Below are 16,570 nucleotides of genomic sequence, written 5' to 3'. Positions count from 1 at the left end.
TTCACAACGGTATCCGGAAAATCCGTCAGGCCCGGCTTTCGGCTTCCGCCAGAAGTGCCTCTGTCCGCTTCCGGTCCCGCTCGAGGATCGGCTTCAGATAGCGGCCGGTATAGGATTCCCTGACTTCCGCGACTCGCTCCGGCGTGCCGGTCGCGATAATCTGGCCGCCGCGGTCGCCGCCCTCCGGCCCAAGGTCGATGATATGGTCGACCGTCTTGATGACGTCGAGGTTATGTTCGATGACCAATACGGTATTGCCATTGTCGACGATTCTGTGGAGCACTTCGAGCAGGCGCGAAATGTCATGCGCATGGAGGCCCGTCGTCGGCTCGTCCAGGATGTAGAACGTCTTGCCGTTTGACCTGCGGTGCAGTTCGGATGCGAGCTTGACCCGCTGTGCTTCCCCGCCCGAGAGCGTCGTCGCCGGCTGGCCGAGCTTCACGTATCCGAGACCGACGTCGACGAGTGTCTGGAGCTTCCGGTGGATCTTCTGGATGTTCTCGAAGAACACCGCAGCATCCGACACAGTCATATCGAGCACGTCTGAGATGTTCTTCCCCTTATAGCGCACTTCAAGCGTCTCCCGGTTGTACCGGCGGCCGTGGCACACTTCGCAAGGCACATAGACATCCGGCAGGAAGTGCATCTCGATCTTGATGATGCCGTCACCCCTGCAGGCCTCGCACCGTCCGCCCTTCACGTTGAAGCTGAAGCGCCCCTTCTGGAAGCCGCGGACCTTTGCATCGTTGGTCGAAGCGAACAGGTCGCGGATGTTGTCGAACACGCCGGTATACGTCGCCGGGTTCGAGCGCGGGGTGCGGCCGATCGGGGACTGGTCGATGTCGATGACCTTCTCGAGCTCTTCAAGGCCCGAAACGGCTGCATACGCACCCGGCTTCGCCTTGGCACGGTTCAGTTTCTGGGCAAGGGTCTTATAGAGGATTTCATTGACGAGCGTTGATTTCCCGGAGCCGGACACACCCGTGACGGCGATAAACTGGCCGAGCGGGAACTCGGCGTCAACCGTTTTCAGGTTGTTTTCCGATGCGCCTTCGATCCGGACGGTGCGGCCGTCCGGCTTGCGCCGCTCAACCGGAACCGGAATGAACTTCCTGCCGCTCAGGTAAGCGCCCGTAATCGAGTCCGGATCTTCCGCCACTTCCTGCGGCGTTCCCTGCGCGATGATTTCCCCGCCGTGCAGGCCGGCACCCGGTCCGATGTCGATCAGGTGGTCGGCGGCCATCATCGTATCCTCATCGTGTTCGACGACGATCAGTGTATTGCCGAGGTCGCGCATCTCCTTCAGCGTGCCGATCAGCTTATCGTTGTCACGCTGGTGGAGACCGATCGACGGCTCATCGAGGATGTACAGGACGCCCGACAGCTTCGAGCCGATCTGGGTGGCCAGCCGGATCCGCTGGGCTTCACCGCCGGACAGCGTGCCCGCCGCCCGGGACATCGACAGGTAATCCAGCCCGACGTTCACGAGGAAGCCGAGCCGTGAGTTGATCTCTTTCAGGATCAGGTTTGCGATCGCCCGGTCGTTTTCCGACAGGTTGAGGCTATTGAAAAAGTCGACTGCTTCGGTGATCGGGAACCGGGTTACCTGGGAGATGTTGAGGCCGGCGACTTTCACCGCAAGGGCCTCTTCCTTGAGCCGGTCGCCCTGGCATACCGGACACGGCCGCTCCGCCATGTACTTCTCCATCTGCTCGCGGATCCAGTCGGAGCTCGTCTCCCGGTAGCGGCGCTCGACGTTCTTGAGCACCCCTTCAAAATAAATCTGGTTGTCGCGGGTTTTCCCGAATTCATTCGTATAGCGGAAGCGGATCCGGTCGCTGCCGGAGCCGTAGAGAATCTTGTCCAGCTGGCTGTCCGGAAGCTCGCTTACCGGAACGTCCATGGAAATCCCGTAATGCTTGCAGACCGCCTTCAGGAGTTCCGGATAGTACTGGGAACTTGTCGGCTCCCAGGGGGCGATGGCGCCTTCGGCAAGGGACAGGCTCTTGTCCGGGATGACAAGGTCCGGGTCGACTTCAAGCTTTGAGCCGAGCCCGTCACATTCCGGGCATGCGCCGAACGGGCTGTTGAACGAGAACAGCCGCGGTTCGAGTTCGCCGATGGAGAATCCGCACACCGGGCAGGCATGATGTTCGTTGTAGATCAGTTCTTCACCGCCGATGATGTCGATGATCGCGCGGCCCCCGGCAAGCGACGCTGCCGTTTCCAGGGAGTCCGAGAGGCGCCCTTCCACATCATCCTTCACGACGATCCGGTCGATGACGACTTCGATGTCGTGCTTTTTGTTTTTGTTCAGGTCGATGTCATCATCCAGGTCATACAGTTCCCCGTTGACCCGCACGCGGACATAGCCCTGTTTCTTGATGTCTTCCAGGAGCTTTTTGTGCGTGCCCTTGCGTCCCGAGACGACGGGCGCGAGAATCTGGAGGCGTGTGCGCTCCGGCAGCTCCATCACCCGGTCGACCATCTGCTCGACCGTCTGGGAGGAAATTTCGATCCCGTGGTTCGGGCAGATCGGCTTGCCGATCCTCGCGTACAGCAGCCGGAGATAGTCGGAGATTTCCGTGACCGTCCCGACGGTTGACCGCGGGTTTCGGCTCGTCGTCTTCTGGTCGATCGCGATTGCCGGCGACAGCCCTTCGATCGCGTCCACGTCCGGCTTGTCCATCTGGCCGAGGAACATGCGGGCGTAGGCGGACAGCGATTCCACATAGCGCCGCTGCCCTTCTGCATAGATCGTGTCAAAGGCGAGCGAGGATTTGCCCGACCCGGACAGGCCGGTCACGACGACCAGCTTGTCCCTCGGAATGGTGACATTGATGTCCTTCAGGTTATGCGCCCGTGCGCCCTGAATGACGATTTCCTGGTTCTTCATGCAAGTCTCACCCCTCTGCTTTCAGTTCGAGTATCGTATCGCGCAGTGTGGCGGCCCGTTCGAAATCGAGCGCCTTTGCCGCTTCTTTCATTTCCTTTTCGAGGGAAGCGAGGAGCGATTGCTTCTCGTCCTTCGTCAGCTTCTTCCCTTGTGTCGCCTTTTCCGCATACGTGGCCGTTTCGTCGGCTTCGTGCGTCGCACGGATCGAGTCGCGGATCTGCTTTTTGATCGTCGTCGGCGTAATGCCGTGCTCTTCGTTGTAGGCAATCTGCTTTTCGCGGCGCCGCGCGGTTTCGTCGATCGCCGCGCGCATCGAGTCGGTCATCCGGTCGGCGTACATGATGACGTGTCCGTTCGAATTCCGTGCGGCACGGCCGATCGTCTGGATCAGCGAGCGTTCTGAGCGGAGGAACCCTTCCTTGTCGGCATCGAGAATGGCCACAAGAGAAACTTCCGGGATGTCGAGCCCTTCCCGCAGGAGGTTGATCCCGACAAGCACGTCGTAGGTGCCGAGCCGGAGCTCGCGGATGATCTCGATCCGCTCCAGCGTCTTCACTTCGGAGTGGAGGTAGTTGACCTTGATGCCGATTTCCTTCAGGTAGTCGGTGAGGTCTTCCGACATCTTCTTCGTCAGCGTCGTGATGAGGACGCGCTCGTTTTTCTTAATGCGCTCCTGGATCTCATCGATCAGGTCATCGATCTGGCCTTCGATCGGACGCACTTCGATGACCGGATCAAGCAGCCCCGTCGGCCGGATGATCTGTTCGACCATTTCCGGGGAATGCTCGAGTTCGTAAGGGCCCGGCGTCGCTGACACATAGATCGCCTGGCGGAGCCGCGCCTCGAACTCCTCGAACTTCAGCGGGCGGTTGTCGAGCGCGGACGGCAGGCGGAAACCGTGGTCCACGAGCACCTGCTTGCGCGCCTGGTCCCCGTTGTACATGCCCCGGATCTGCGGAAGCGTGACGTGGCTTTCGTCGATGATCATGAGGAAGTCGTCCGGGAAGTAGTCAAGCAGCGTATAAGGCGTCGCGCCCGCCGGCTTCAGGGTGAGGTGACGGGAATAGTTCTCGATGCCCGAACAAAAACCCATCTCCTTCATCATTTCCAGGTCATATCGCGTGCGCTGTTCGAGCCGCTGGGCCTCCAGCAGCTTGTCCTCCGCGCGCAGCGCTTTCAGCTGTTCTTCCAGCTCGATCTCGATGTTCTCGATCGCCTTTTTCATCTTCTCTTCCCGCGTGACGAAGTGGGAAGCCGGAAAGATCGCGACGTGGTCGCGGTCGCCGAGGATCTCGCCGGTCAGCGCATCGACCTCGCGCAGCCGGTCGATCTCGTCGCCGAAAAATTCGATCCGGATGCACCGCTCATCGCGCGATGCCGGGAAGATTTCCACGACGTCCCCGCGCACGCGGAACGTCCCGCGGATGAAGTTCATGTCATTGCGGTTGTACTGGATGTCGACAAAGCGCCGCAGCAGCTCGTTGCGGCTGATCTCCATGCCCACCCGGAGCGACACGAGCATCTCTCGGTATTCGTCCGGATTACCGAGACCGTAGATGCACGACACCGACGCCACGATCAGGACGTCGTTCCGCTCAAACAGCGAAGACGTCGCCGAGTGGCGCAGCTTGTCGATCTCGTCGTTGATGCTCGCATCCTTTTCGATATACGTATCCGTCGACGGCACGTAGGCCTCCGGCTGGTAATAGTCGTAGTAGCTGACAAAGTATTCGACGGCGTTGTTCGGGAAGAATTCCTTGAACTCGCTGTACAGCTGGCCGGCGAGCGTTTTGTTGTGGGCGATGACAAGCGTCGGCTTGTTGATCTCCGTCAGCACGTTCGAGACGGTGAACGTTTTCCCCGTCCCGGTCGCCCCGAGCAGCGTCTGATGCCGTTTGCCTTCCCTGACGCCGGCCACCAGCCGGTCGATTGCCCTCGGCTGGTCGCCCAAAGGCTCATACGGTGCCTGCAGTTCAAATTTCTGGACCATGTCCCGTCCCCTTCCGATTGCGTTCATAAAACGTACGATAATGTCACTATCGTACCATATTCCCCTATTCTTCTCGAGCAAAAAGCGAACAGGTGTTTTCTATCATTCTGACACCAGCTTTTTGAGGAATCGGAGCGGTCATCCTTTCCTCCAAGCGGCCGGTCTGAACGGGTCCGGACACACAAAACCGCCCGCACACAGGGCTCAGATCCCCTTCAGTACGGACGGTTCAAGAATATGATTTCGGCATGATGTCAGCAATCCTCCAGCGTTACGGTTTCCCGGTTTCGTCGTCCAGCTGATTCAGCTGTTCGGTGTACAGGTTAAAGGCTTCCATGTCCTTCTTGTCGAGTGCCTCATCGATCAGGCTGAGCAGGCGCTCCCTGTTCTGTTCACGGTGCACATGCTTCAGGAACAGGTCCATGTAGATGTCGTTCAGCAGCTGCTCAGACGGACTCGCCTGACCCTTGCCGACCGCCTTCAGGAATTCCGCGTACGAATAGTAATGTTCCATTCCATTCACCACCTGGCGCTTTTTCCTATTATATATGCAAAAGGATGGGGAATGCAACGGTTATTTTTAAATTTTCGGTATTCACAGTTAATTAGCAATAATAAGAAATAAGTCTTGATTTCTTTCCAATCATTCCTATAATTAGAAGCATACATAGTCAGGGGGTCATCTATTTTGGATATGAAACGGCTGGCATCTCCTTATTATATTTCATTCGACACACTGGCCCTTGAGCCTAAAGTGATTGACGGCAAGGTCTGCACAGTCGTTACAGAGAAGAAAGACAAGCTCCTTCTCGACAACAGGCCGCTCAATAACCTTAAGCGGGCCTGCGAGATGTACGGGACCACTCTCCGCCAGGCAATCCAGATTTCCAGCAAGCTGATCGGAAACCATCACAAGGTTCCTGTTCTTATTGTCCAGGACATGGGAATGCCGTGCATCTTCCTCCCGACCCTTTCGCCCCAGTCCGAGAACAATGTATGGATTGGCCTCCATGGCATTGAGGATTATTGGGGCGATTCCAGCTCCTGTGAAGTGCTGCTGGAGAATGGCGACACTATCCGGGTCAATGTCTCGATCCAGACGATGAACCGGCAGTATGCCCTTGCCTGCCGGCTGGACAAAAAGTTTTCCCGGATGCAGTATTATCTCCGCCACCCCGGACTTGACCGGGAATTCATTTAGATGGCGCGGTCGCCCATTGCCAGGTACACCCCGAGCAGCTCCTCCGACCGGTTCCGCAGCCGGACGTTCAGGTAGCGCCGGTGGTCCTCGTAGCCGCCATGGATAAATACATACTCCGTGAACATGTCGTCATGGTCCCCCTTGATCACCTTCATCGAGTGGCGGCGCATGTAAAGACGGGATTCCTTCAGGTCCTTCTGCACAAGCTTTTCCGCCTCCGCAATCATCGCGAGGTACGGGCGCTTGAGCTTGAACGGGCCTTTTTCAAATGCGAGCCGGTCGCGCTCCAGGATGATCAGGAGCATCGGCAGGTAGATCTGGTTTTCAAAGTGAGGCAGTGCCTCCGGCGGGATCAGCGGCATCGTCCCTCCCCTCCTTCCGAAGAAAAAGAACATCTGTTCGTGTTTTTATCTTACCCCATTCCTTCATGTTTATGCAATGACCTTTTTCTGTCATGCGGTGGCGGAACATGCCGCCTCATGGTAATGTTTTTGTAAACGGGGGATTTTTCGAACAATAAGGGGGACTGAATATGGAAACGATCCGCTACGAACAAAAAGGGCATCTCGGCATTGTGACGCTCGACCGGCCGGCCGCGATGAACGCATTCAACTATGAACTCATCACCGATCTCGGTCAGGTCGTCGAATCGATCCGAATCAATCCGGACATCCGAGTCGTGCTGTTTACGGCATCAGGAGACCGTGCATTCAGCGTCGGTGCCGACCTGAAGGAACGGAAGACGCTTCCCGAGCAGCACGTCAAACGGAACCTGTATAAAATCGGCGAAGTATTCACCGCCATTGAAAACCTGCCCCAGCCGACCATCGCCGTCATCGGCGGCTACGCGTTCGGCGGCGGGATGGAACTGGCGCTTGCCTGCGACTTCCGCATCGCTTCGGAAACGGCCGTCATGGGCCTGACCGAGACAAGCCTCGCCATCATCCCGGGCGCCGGCGGCACACAGCGCCTGCCCCGCCTCATGGGCGAAGCGAAAGCACTTGAACTCATCCTCACCGCCAAGCGGATGAAGGCCGAAGAAGCCTACCGGTACGGCGTCGTCACAAAAGTCGTGCCTGCCGCGCAACTGATGGACGCGGCCAGTGAACTCGCCGGCCAGATGCTCGCCAACGGCCCGATCGGCCTCCAGCAGGCGAAATTCGCCATCAAGCACGGCATGAACGCCGATATCCAGACCGGACTCGCCATCGAGCGCAAGGCGTATGAAGTGACGATCCCGACCGAAGACCGGATCGAGGCGCTGAACGCATTTGCAGAAAAGCGGAAGCCGGAGTTTAAAGGGAGATAATGTGAGAGCCGGAAAGTCCGCTGCGGGACTTTCCGGCTTTTAGTTTGAGGCGGTCCGATGTTGCAAATCGAGTCTTGCAGCGATTTTGGGACCATGTGGCAAGTTAGGACTCCTTTAGGCAACTTTGGAGCCCATATGGCAAGTTCGGAGCCCTTGTGGCAACTTCGGAGCCCTTGTGGCAAGTCCAAGGCCCATGTGGCGACTTCCGATCCCATGTAGCAACTCCGGATGCCATATTGCAACTTGACCTTCCTTATTTCAAATCAGGCTTCCTTACTGGAACTTCGGTCTCCATATTTCAGCTACAGCATCCTAATTGCAAATCCGCCCTACTTATATCAAGTCGGCATTTTTGCCGGAGCATCTGATGAAATTTAGGTATACTGAATCCATCCCATGATCAAGGAGGCTCCTCCATGACACAAAACCAAAACGAACTGCTCGACGTACTGAAAACACGATTCGAAGAAAACATGCACCGCCACGAAGGCATCGAATGGGTGGACGTCCAATCCCGTCTGGAAGCCGCTCCGGACAAGCTCCGTTCCCTCCAGGCGATGGAAGACACCGAAGGTAAACCGGATGTCGTCGGGAAAGACCCGGAAACGGGCGAGTATCTGTTCTATGACTGCTCGCCGGAAAGCCCGAAAGGCCGCCGGAGCATCTGTTATGACCGGGAGGCACTCGAGAAGAGAAAGAAGAATAAGCCTGAGAATTCCGCGATGGATCTGGCCGCAGAGATGGGCATCGAAATGCTGACGGAGGAAGAGTACCGGCATCTGCAGGAGCTGGAGCAGGTGGATAAGAAAACGTCCAGCTGGGTGCAGACTCCGGAGCGTATCCGCAAGCTGGGCGGCGCCCTTTTCTGTGACCGCCGGTATGACACGGTCTTCCTCTATCACAACGGTGCTGATTCATATTACGCAGCCAGAGGATTCCGCGGATCCCTCAGGGTCTGACAGCCAAATGCCCAACATTAAAAGCCCCGGACAGCCGTCCGGGGCTTAGTTTCATCGATTCAGTTCACCTTCGTCGCGCCTTCCCAGTACATTTCCCGCAGCTTGAATTTCTGGAGTTTTCCTGTTGCGGTTTTCGGGAGGGCGTCGACGATTTCGACCGACTTCGGTGCCTTGAAGTGGGCCATGTTGTCACGGCAGAACTGGATGATTTCCTGTTCCGTCGCCGGGCGGTCCTTTTGCAGGACGACGATCGCTTTCGGGACTTCGCCCCACTTCTCGTCCGGCACGGCGATAACGGCCGCTTCCAGGACGGATCCGTGTTTGTAGAGGACGCCTTCGATCTCGGTGGAGGAGATGTTCTCGCCACCGGAGATGATCATGTCCTTGGCGCGGTCGCGGATTTCGATGTAGCCGTCCGGATACGTGACGGCGAGGTCGCCGGTGTGGAACCAGCCGTCCCTGATCGCTTCGGCGGTCTTTTCCGGGTCCTTGTAGTAGCCGTCCATGACGACGTTGCCGCGTGTGACGATTTCGCCGAGCTCCATGCCGTCCCAGTCCACTTCGGTGCCGTCTTCCCGGACAACCTTTGTCTCGCCGTTAAAAGCCAGCTCGATTCCCTGGCGCGCCTTGATCGCCGCCTGCTCGTCGGCGGACTTGCCGTCGAACTCCGCTTTCCACTCGTTGTAGAGGATGAACGGCGACGTCTCGGTGAGGCCGTAGACGTGCATCATGTTCAGGCCGAGAAGGTCCTGGGCGCGCTGGATCAGCGCTGCTGCCGGCGGGGATCCTGCAGTCGCCATGCGCGGCTTTGTCGTGATCTTCACTTCCTGGGCCTTCGGTTCGTTGACGAGCATGTTGACGACCGTCGGAGCACCGCACAGCAGGCTGATCTTCTTGTCTTCGAACAGATCCAGAATAGTAGGCGGCACGACCTTCCGCAGGCATACATGTGTCGCGCCGGCCGCGGTGATTGCCCAGACCCCGCCCCATCCGTTTGCATGGAACATCGGGAGCGTGTGCAGGTAGACGTCGTCATGCTTCACGCTCAGGTGGTACATGAAGTTCGCAGCATTCAGATAGTTGCCCCGGTGCGTCAGCATGACGCCCTTCGGACGGGACGTCGTGCCGCTCGTGTAGTTCAGCGTGAGCAGCTGGTTCTCGTCAATTTGCACTTCCGGCACCTTGGCGTCTTCCGGGATGTCCCCGATAAATGTCTCATAGTCCGCCGCAGGCAGGCCATGCTCCGCTCCGTCCACTTTCACGACGACGAATTGGTCAAAGTTCAGCTTGTCCTCAATCTCCTTGATCGGAGCCGTGAACTCCTCGTCGACGATGAGCATCCTGGAATCGCTGTGGTTCAGGATATATTCCATATCCGCAGGCGAGATCCGGTAGTTGAGCGGCACCATGACCGCCCCGATCTGGCAGATGCCGTAGAAGGCTTCGAGCATATAGTGCGTGTTCGGCAGCATGACCGCGACATGGTCCCCCTCGCGGATGCCGGCGTTGTGCAGTGCGATGGACAGCCGGTCCGCCCGCTCCGCAAACTCTTTATACGTAAATTGTTTGTCCTCATCAATCACCGCAATTTTCTCCGGGTAGTACTTGACCGCCCTCCGCTTCCAGTCCAGCGGCGTCAGCGCAGCAAACATGTAACCCTCTCCCTTCAGAATCATTTATCTTGTCAGAATTATTTTAATAGAAACAGAAAACGTTTACAACAGCATCAGGAAGAATTGCTTTTTCCAGTCATCATTTAAATTTGCATTTTTTTCCGAAGCCTGTTATGATACAAATAACTTATTTTTGTTCGGCGTAAAGGATAAGATGAATATCCACTCTTCATCTTGAGGATACTTTGAGCAACGATAGTAATACAATGTGCGGGAAAGCACTAGGAGGCAACAAAAATGGAACAAGGTACAGTTAAATGGTTTAACGCAGAAAAAGGTTTTGGCTTCATCGAACGTGAAGGTGGAGACGATGTATTCGTACACTTCTCCGCAATCCAAAGCGACGGATTCAAATCTTTGGACGAAGGTCAACGAGTAACGTTCGACGTTGAGCAAGGCGCTCGCGGAGCTCAGGCAGCTAACGTTCAAAAAGCTTAATCTTAAATGAGGACCGCCGAATCAATTGCTGATTCGGCGGTCTTTTTCGTTGGCATGCGGTTTGCAGCACCACTCATCTGAAAGGGTTATCTGGTGGTCCGACCGGTCTTTTTCGAATTCAGGTAATGGATCGTTTCCCCCGCCACGAAGCCGAGCCCGATTGCAATCAGTGCCGTCGAATAGTCAGGCTTCTCCACCACCATGGAAATCACCGCAAACGTGGCCGCCATGGCCGCAAGCACCGGCAAGTAGTGCCTGATACGAGTTTTCAGATACATCCGCCCGCTCCTATCCTCTTATTTCCAATACTAGCATATGACCTGATCACGCGGGGGCCGGCCGGCGGGTTCAGCAAGCCACTGGCGACTCCCCGTTCCCCCCCTCATGCGGGTTTGACCTGATTTTAATTATAAGAAAATTCACTGTTGACAGTTAAATGGTTTTCGGTTACGATGTGGTTACTCGCTAATTGAATAGCTCGTTTTCCTTATCAAGAGTCGGGGGAGGAACCTGGTCCTGAGATCCCGCAGCAACCGTTACGATGTAACAAGGTGCTAAGTCCAGCAAGCGTATGCTTGAAAGATGAGGGCGGAATATCATAATGATTGCCTCTTCCTCATCAGGAAGGGGCTTTTTGTTGTCGTTCCCATGCGGAGCGGCCTGAAACCCATCACAGAAAAACACCGAGCCCCCATTAACATTTATCCCGACTAGACTGATAAGAGTAATTGGCGAGAAAAACAGTAATGGAGGTTTTTCAGGTGAGCAAAAAAAGAATCTATCTGAACGCATTTGACATGAACTGTGTCGGGCACCAGTCCCCCGGGCTCTGGAAGCATCCCAACGATCAATCCGACACCTACAACACGATCGAATATTGGGTGAATCTCGCAAGGTTATTGGAAAAGGGCAAATTCGACGGCCTGTTTATCGCGGATGTGATCGGACTGTATGACGTCTACCAAAACAACCGTGAAGCCACCATTCGCGAAGCGACACAGGTTCCGGTCAATGATCCTGCCATGCTGATTTCTGCCATGGCCTACGCCACCGAGCATATCGGCTTCGGTCTGACGGCGTCGAGCACATTCGAGCATCCGTATACGTTCGCCCGCCGCATTTCCACACTCGACCACCTGACCAAAGGACGGATTGCCTGGAATATCGTCACTTCCTACCTGGAAAGCGGGACCAAAAACATTGAGATCGGCGACAAGTTCGAGCATTCCAAACGCTATGACATCGCAGATGAATACCTGGAGGTCTGCTATAAACTGTGGGAATCCAGCTGGGAAGACGGCGCAGTTGTCAGGGATGCAGAACGAGGCGTATTTACGGATCCGGATAAGGTTCACGAAATCGGGCATCAGGGTGAGTACTTCAACGTTCCGGGGATTCACTTGTGCGAACCGTCCCCGCAGCGAACGCCGGTTCTTTACCAGGCAGGCGCCTCTCCCCGCGGAACACAATTTGCCGCCAAACATGCCGAATTGACGTTCATCTCGACACCGTCCAAGGAAGCGACCGCAACCTATGTGAAAAAGTTGCGGGCAGAAGCCGCAAAGCAAGGCAGAGACCCGGAGAGCCTCAAGGTTCTCGCATTGGCGACGGTTATTGTCGGGAACACGGAAGAAGAAGCCCGAGCCAAGTATGAGGACCTGGCCCAATATGTGAGCTACGAAGGGGCGATGACCCTGCTGAGCGGATGGTCGGGCATCGACTTTTCCGAGTTCGACCCCGACGAAGAGCTGAAGTACATCGAGACGAACGCCATCAAGTCCATGCTGGAAGGTCTGACGAAAGCAAGCCCGAACAAGAAATGGACTCCGCGTGAACTCGCCAACTTTGCCGGCATCGGCGGATTGGGTCCGGTATTCATCGGGACACCGGAGACGGTCGCAGATCTGTTTGAAGAGTGGATCGATGAAACCGACATTGACGGCTTCAACCTGGCATACGCCATTACCCCCGGCACCTTCGAGGATATCGTCGAGCTGGTGATCCCGGAACTGCAGAAGCGCGGCCTATTCAAGAAAGAATACGGGGAAGGCACACTGCGCGAAAAGCTCTTCGGTGAGTCGCCTTATCTCCGGAGCGACCATACCGGACACAGGTATAAGAGAATCGCGGAACCGGTTAAATAACCCAAAGACAGGAGGCCTGCAAAATGACAGTGAAAGAACAAGCCATCCGATATGGCACTTCTGAATTTGACGAACTCATTGCCGCTGTCCGGGACGATGCGAGACGGAGACGCGAATTGCCCGAAACCGAACATCCCTATCGCTCCATCCGCCTGCTGAAACAAGCAAGGTTCGGCGCATTGCGCCTGCCGGCTGAACTCGGAGGCGGCGGTGCCTCCATACCGGAGCTTTTCGAAGCCCTGATCCGGCTGGCCGCTGCAGACCCGGACGTTGCACATGTTTTGCGCGCCCACTTCTGGCAGGTGGAAGCCTATTTGTTGGACAAAGAAGCCTCAGGGAATAAAGAATGGCTTAGAAAAGTGGCGGAAGGCGCCATCCTCGGCAATGCCTATACGGAAATCTCATCGAAGAACGTAGGAAAACTGCAATTTAACACAACCCTCCTCCCGGACGGGGACCGCTATGTATTGAACGGGACGAAATACTACAGTACAGGCACGATGTACGCAGACTATATTGTCGTCACAGCGGCCAATGAGCGAAATGAAGCTGTGGCGGCTGTGGTCCCAGCTGACCGCGAGGGCGTGGAGATTGTGGATGACTGGGACGGATTCGGGCAGCGCTCCACCGGCAGCGGAACCACCCGCTTCCATAACGTAACCGTCTCTCCAAATGAGTTCAGTCTGATGGAAGCCAAGACGCCGTTTAATTCCTATCTGCAGTTGTTTTTGCAGGCAGTCATCGCCGGCATCGCGCAAGAAATTGTAGCCGATGCCGAGGAGATCATCCTCACCCGCAAACGGACCTTCACCTATGCAACGTCCGATACGCCTGCGGAAGACCCTCAGCTTCAGCAAGTGGTGGGCCGTCTGGCGAGCAATGCCTATGCGGCAAAAGCGCTTGTCCTGCAGGCGGCCCAGGCCCTGCAAAGAACGGTGGACAGCGCACAAAACGGCGAAGTGCAGCTAAGCGAGACACACCAGGCAGCACTTGAAGCCGCAGAGGCAAAAGTGATTGTCGATGAACTGGCCCTGCAGTCGGCAAGTATCCTATTTGAAGTCGGCGGATCGTCTGCTGTCCGGGAAGCCAAGCAATACGACAGGCACTGGCGCAATATCCGCACCATCGCTTCCCATAATCCGACTGTCTATAAAGAGCGTTGGATCGGCAATTACCTGTTAAATGATGAAGAACTTCCGATTCATGAGGTTTACTTCTAATGGGGGGAGTACATGGGATCAGCACAGTCAACAAACAACGTGATGACCGCCGGTATTTGCAATCCGTACGAAACGAGATAAACGAATTCGTTTCCCTAAATGTGACTCCCCACGTTAAGGTGGATGACCGGGAATGCCTGTTCCCGCGAGAGAGCCTTACAGCATTAGGCCTGGCAGGCTGGAATTCAATCCTGTTTGATGAAAGCCTGAAAGGTTTGGGCTTGGGCTATACGGAATTTGTGATTGCAGCGGAAGAAATTGCGAAGGCAGACGCCTCAACCGGCCTCGTGTATGCCATGCATGTGGCCGCATCGGAGAAAGTGTATCTTTATGGTACCGAAGACCAGAAGCGGCGTTGGCTGCTTCCGGTACGGGAAAAGGGATCCATCACGACTTTCGCCATTAGCGAGAAGAATACTGGCGGACACGTCTGGTACAATCTGAGCCGTGCCGTCCAGGATGGCGATGAGTTCATCTTAAACTTCACAAAATCCTTTGCCACGAGCGGCGGCCAGGCGGATTTCTATGTTACCCAGACCGGAACGGCAAACACGACAGAGTTGGGTGCACAAAGTTATTTCATTGTGGATGGCCGGCATAAAGGAATTACAGCTAAGCCGTGGAGTGCATTGGGCGTGAGGGGTAATCACAGCGGCCCGCTAATTTTTGAAAATGTCCGTGTTCATAAAAAATGCTTACTGAACGCGACGCCGGAAGACATCTACCAAAATTCTGCGGCCATCATCGGCCTGAATGCCGTCTGGCTTGGTGTCGCACAGGCAGCGCTGGATGCAGCGACCGATCATGTGGTGAAAACAAAAAATCATGGCTTCCAGAATACGCTTGCCGATCATCAAGTGATCCGGGCCAAGCTTGCAAAGGTCGCCATCTGCATCAAGTCTTCCCGCGCATGGCTGATCGACATCGCCCGACAGTTGGATGAATTAAATGAAGCGGGCGAGCCATTAAATACAGTCACCGCTGAAGTGAACGAGTGCAAGATCCAGGTCACAGAACTTGCTGATTTTGCAGCCAGAACGGCGATGGATGTTGCGGGCGGTTACGGGTATCACACCGGTATTTTCGAAAAGCTTTACCGCGACGCACGCGGCGGCATTCCGATGGCCCCGTCGAATAATATCGCACTGGACCAAATCGGCAGAGCGCTCGTCGGCCTGCCTCCTCTGTGATGGTCGCAGGAAATAATAGATGAATGTGCCGGGAGCCAAAATGCTCCCGGCTTTTTTTGCATCTAGAATCTCTTTTTCTTCCCAAACCTTCCCCCCGTTGATAGAGTTTTAAATGGAAAGAAAGAGAGGTTCGTCTGATGAATGCCTACCTATTATTGCTCTTTGCCATCATCAGCGAGGTGGTCGGCAGCTCGCTGCTCAAGGCGACCGATGGGTTCAGGAGGCCGTTGCCGACGCTCGGCGTCGTTGCCGGCTACGGTCTCGCCTTCTACGCCCTTTCGCTGACCTTGCTCACGCTGCCGCTCGGCCTGACCTATGCTGTCTGGTCGGGGCTCGGGACCGCCCTGACCGCGATGGTCGGCGTCATCGTCTATAAAGAAGGGTTCGGCGGCAGGAAGCTTGCCGGGCTCGCCATGATCATCGCAGGCGTCATCCTGCTGAATATCGGAGGTGCCGAATGAGAGGCTATGTCTATCTCGCCGTCTCCATCATCACCGAAGTGTTCGGCACCGCCATGCTGAAGCTGTCGGAAGGGTTTACCGTCCCCCTCCCTACCCTCGGCGTCGCAACGGCATACGGTCTGTCATTCTACTGTCTGTCGCTCTGCCTGAGGACCGTGCCGCTCAGCCTTGCCTATGCCATCTGGTCCGGCATCGGGACCGCCCTCACTGCCCTGCTCGGCGCATTGGTCTGGGGGGAGCTGTTCGGCCCTCTAAAAATTGCCGGGCTGCTTCTGATCATCGGCGGCGTCGTCTTATTGAACTCTAACGGAAAGAAAACAGCGGAGGAACCTGCAGGTTAAGGTTTTTCCGCTGCTTTTGCCATCAATCATTTTTTAGAATGGAATAGACGTAGGTGTCATATGCCTTTCCATTTTGGTACATATAATCTCTCAAAATGCCCTCTCTTTGAAAGCCGGCTTTGGCCAGTAATTGGTTGGATGCTTCATTATCCATAAACACAACAGCCCCGATGCGGGTAAGGCCAAATTCGTCAAATCCGTATCGAATGACTTCGGATACCGCTTCGAAGGCGTATCCCTTCCTCCAGTGTTCGGGGTGAATTTCATAGCCGATTTCTGCCCGTTTATGTTTTGGCGACCAGGCATTAAACCCGATCGTCCCTATGATGCCCGGGCGCTCTTTTACTTCAATTCCCCAGCGGATTCCCCGTTTTTCCTTGTAGCTGTTCGCAAAGAAATCAACAAAAGCTTTTGCCTTTTCGATACTGTCCAATGTTTCCTGCCCATAAAATCGGGTGACACGTTCATCGGAAAAACAGGCGAATACATCGCCGGCATCAGCCTTCGTTATTTCTCTCAATCGCAATCTTTCTGTATCTAAGGTCGGAAACATGTTTTCTCCTCTCGTGCTTCATGGTTAAATAATTCTGCAAAGTCAGTTTACCATTTTTCATCCATAATCAGTGCCGAATTTACGGTTTGGTCCACTTTTATTTTCAGCAGCCGGGATACCCAAGTTCAGGATTCCCGACTGTTTTTTACAGTTTTCGAACATGATGAGGACAAACATCGTTATACACAGAAGCCA

At 55.5% G+C, this 16,570-nt stretch carries 16 protein-coding genes and 1 riboswitch; of the genes, 9 read left to right on the top strand and 7 right to left on the bottom strand.

Annotated elements, in window-relative coordinates:
- Positions 1-25: 25 nt before the first annotated feature.
- The 3 genes from uvrA to C772_RS11910 form a co-directional block, all read right to left on the bottom strand.
- Positions 26-2,896, bottom strand: a complete 2,871-nt coding sequence (gene uvrA, locus C772_RS11920) for an excinuclease ABC subunit UvrA (RefSeq protein ID WP_008300266.1) — start codon at positions 2,894-2,896, stop codon at positions 26-28.
- 7 nt (positions 2,897-2,903) lie between these two features.
- Positions 2,904-4,886: an excinuclease ABC subunit UvrB gene (gene uvrB / locus C772_RS11915; RefSeq protein WP_008300265.1), complete on the bottom strand. Its 1,983-nt coding sequence runs from the start codon at positions 4,884-4,886 to the stop codon at positions 2,904-2,906.
- Between the two features lie 271 nt (positions 4,887-5,157).
- The gene (locus C772_RS11910; RefSeq protein WP_008300264.1) at positions 5,158-5,400 is read right to left on the bottom strand and encodes an IDEAL domain-containing protein; all 243 of its coding nucleotides are present in this window, start codon (positions 5,398-5,400) and stop codon (positions 5,158-5,160) included.
- A gap of 180 nt (positions 5,401-5,580) precedes the next feature.
- Between C772_RS11910 and C772_RS11905 the strand changes: the two genes are divergently transcribed.
- The gene (locus C772_RS11905; RefSeq protein ID WP_235046409.1) at positions 5,581-6,087 is read left to right on the top strand and encodes a competence protein ComK; all 507 of its coding nucleotides are present in this window, start codon (positions 5,581-5,583) and stop codon (positions 6,085-6,087) included.
- On the opposite strand, the gene C772_RS11900 is transcribed toward C772_RS11905, so the two are convergent.
- Entirely contained in the window at positions 6,084-6,449 is a 366-nt protein-coding gene (locus C772_RS11900) for a hypothetical protein (RefSeq protein WP_008300262.1), read from the bottom strand. The two genes, C772_RS11905 and C772_RS11900, sit on opposite strands and share 4 nt — an antisense overlap.
- 170 nt (positions 6,450-6,619) lie before the next feature.
- Between C772_RS11900 and C772_RS11895 the strand changes: the two genes are divergently transcribed.
- Both C772_RS11895 and C772_RS11890 read left to right on the top strand, forming a co-directional pair.
- Positions 6,620-7,396, top strand: a complete 777-nt coding sequence (locus C772_RS11895) for an enoyl-CoA hydratase-related protein (RefSeq protein ID WP_008300261.1) — start codon at positions 6,620-6,622, stop codon at positions 7,394-7,396.
- Between the two features lie 416 nt (positions 7,397-7,812).
- Positions 7,813-8,355 (top strand): DUF4256 domain-containing protein, encoded by a 543-nt coding sequence (locus C772_RS11890; protein WP_008300260.1) that lies wholly within the window; start codon positions 7,813-7,815, stop codon positions 8,353-8,355.
- Between the two features lie 59 nt (positions 8,356-8,414).
- Here the strand turns inward: C772_RS11890 and C772_RS11885 are convergent, their stop codons facing one another.
- Positions 8,415-10,007: a long-chain-fatty-acid--CoA ligase gene (locus C772_RS11885; protein WP_008300258.1), complete on the bottom strand. Its 1,593-nt coding sequence runs from the start codon at positions 10,005-10,007 to the stop codon at positions 8,415-8,417.
- Positions 10,008-10,265: 258 nt separating this feature from the next.
- Here C772_RS11885 and cspC point away from each other — a divergent pair, with 258 nt between their 5' ends.
- Entirely contained in the window at positions 10,266-10,466 is a 201-nt protein-coding gene (gene cspC / locus C772_RS11880) for a cold shock protein CspC (RefSeq protein WP_008300256.1), read from the top strand.
- An 86-nt stretch (positions 10,467-10,552) separates the two neighbouring features.
- Here the strand turns inward: cspC and C772_RS11875 are convergent, their stop codons facing one another.
- Positions 10,553-10,744, bottom strand: a complete 192-nt coding sequence (locus tag C772_RS11875; protein WP_008300255.1) for a hypothetical protein — start codon at positions 10,742-10,744, stop codon at positions 10,553-10,555.
- Between the two features lie 206 nt (positions 10,745-10,950).
- Positions 10,951-11,055, top strand: a riboswitch (SAM riboswitch).
- Between the two features lie 172 nt (positions 11,056-11,227).
- Between C772_RS11875 and C772_RS11865 the strand changes: the two genes are divergently transcribed.
- The 5 genes from C772_RS11865 (at position 11,228) to C772_RS11845 (ending at position 15,822) form a co-directional block, all read left to right on the top strand.
- Positions 11,228-12,610, top strand: a complete 1,383-nt coding sequence (locus C772_RS11865; protein ID WP_008300254.1) for an LLM class flavin-dependent oxidoreductase — start codon at positions 11,228-11,230, stop codon at positions 12,608-12,610.
- A gap of 23 nt (positions 12,611-12,633) precedes the next feature.
- Positions 12,634-13,830, top strand: a complete 1,197-nt coding sequence (locus C772_RS11860; RefSeq protein ID WP_008300253.1) for an acyl-CoA dehydrogenase family protein — start codon at positions 12,634-12,636, stop codon at positions 13,828-13,830.
- Positions 13,830-15,020, top strand: a complete 1,191-nt coding sequence (locus C772_RS11855; RefSeq protein WP_008300252.1) for an acyl-CoA dehydrogenase family protein — start codon at positions 13,830-13,832, stop codon at positions 15,018-15,020. Before C772_RS11860 ends, C772_RS11855 begins: the two co-directional genes overlap by 1 nt.
- A 137-nt stretch (positions 15,021-15,157) precedes the next feature.
- The gene (locus C772_RS11850) at positions 15,158-15,481 is read left to right on the top strand and encodes a DMT family transporter (RefSeq protein WP_008300251.1); all 324 of its coding nucleotides are present in this window, start codon (positions 15,158-15,160) and stop codon (positions 15,479-15,481) included.
- Positions 15,478-15,822, top strand: coding sequence for a DMT family transporter (locus C772_RS11845; protein WP_008300250.1), 345 nt, complete (start codon positions 15,478-15,480; stop codon positions 15,820-15,822). Before C772_RS11850 ends, C772_RS11845 begins: the two co-directional genes overlap by 4 nt.
- Positions 15,823-15,844: 22 nt before the next feature.
- Here C772_RS11845 and C772_RS11840 read toward each other — a convergent pair whose 3' ends face one another.
- Entirely contained in the window at positions 15,845-16,375 is a 531-nt protein-coding gene (locus C772_RS11840; protein ID WP_008300248.1) for a GNAT family N-acetyltransferase, read from the bottom strand.
- Positions 16,376-16,570 lie beyond the last annotated feature (195 nt).

It is taken from the genome of Bhargavaea cecembensis DSE10 (assembly GCF_000348905.1).
Classification (GTDB): Bacteria; Bacillota; Bacilli; order Bacillales_A; family Planococcaceae; genus Bhargavaea; species Bhargavaea cecembensis.
This window is presented reverse-complemented; position numbering and strand designations above follow the sequence as displayed.

Excerpts from the sequence above, each read along its gene's own strand:
- uvrA (WP_008300266.1), bottom strand. The coding sequence starts at position 2,896 with ATGAAGAACCAGGAAATCGTCATTCAGGGCGCACGGGCGCATAACCTG.
- uvrB (WP_008300265.1), bottom strand. The coding sequence starts at position 4,886 with ATGGTCCAGAAATTTGAACTGCAGGCACCGTATGAGCCTTTGGGCGAC.
- C772_RS11910 (WP_008300264.1), bottom strand. The coding sequence starts at position 5,400 with ATGGAACATTACTATTCGTACGCGGAATTCCTGAAGGCGGTCGGCAAG.
- C772_RS11905 (WP_235046409.1), top strand. The coding sequence starts at position 5,581 with ATGAAACGGCTGGCATCTCCTTATTATATTTCATTCGACACACTGGCC.
- C772_RS11900 (WP_008300262.1), bottom strand. The coding sequence starts at position 6,449 with ATGCCGCTGATCCCGCCGGAGGCACTGCCTCACTTTGAAAACCAGATC.
- C772_RS11895 (WP_008300261.1), top strand. The coding sequence starts at position 6,620 with ATGGAAACGATCCGCTACGAACAAAAAGGGCATCTCGGCATTGTGACG.
- C772_RS11890 (WP_008300260.1), top strand. The coding sequence starts at position 7,813 with ATGACACAAAACCAAAACGAACTGCTCGACGTACTGAAAACACGATTC.
- C772_RS11885 (WP_008300258.1), bottom strand. The coding sequence starts at position 10,007 with ATGTTTGCTGCGCTGACGCCGCTGGACTGGAAGCGGAGGGCGGTCAAG.
- cspC (WP_008300256.1), top strand. The coding sequence starts at position 10,266 with ATGGAACAAGGTACAGTTAAATGGTTTAACGCAGAAAAAGGTTTTGGC.
- C772_RS11875 (WP_008300255.1), bottom strand. The coding sequence starts at position 10,744 with ATGTATCTGAAAACTCGTATCAGGCACTACTTGCCGGTGCTTGCGGCC.
- C772_RS11860 (WP_008300253.1), top strand. The coding sequence starts at position 12,634 with ATGACAGTGAAAGAACAAGCCATCCGATATGGCACTTCTGAATTTGAC.
- C772_RS11855 (WP_008300252.1), top strand. The coding sequence starts at position 13,830 with ATGGGGGGAGTACATGGGATCAGCACAGTCAACAAACAACGTGATGAC.
- C772_RS11850 (WP_008300251.1), top strand. The coding sequence starts at position 15,158 with ATGAATGCCTACCTATTATTGCTCTTTGCCATCATCAGCGAGGTGGTC.
- C772_RS11845 (WP_008300250.1), top strand. The coding sequence starts at position 15,478 with ATGAGAGGCTATGTCTATCTCGCCGTCTCCATCATCACCGAAGTGTTC.
- C772_RS11840 (WP_008300248.1), bottom strand. The coding sequence starts at position 16,375 with ATGTTTCCGACCTTAGATACAGAAAGATTGCGATTGAGAGAAATAACG.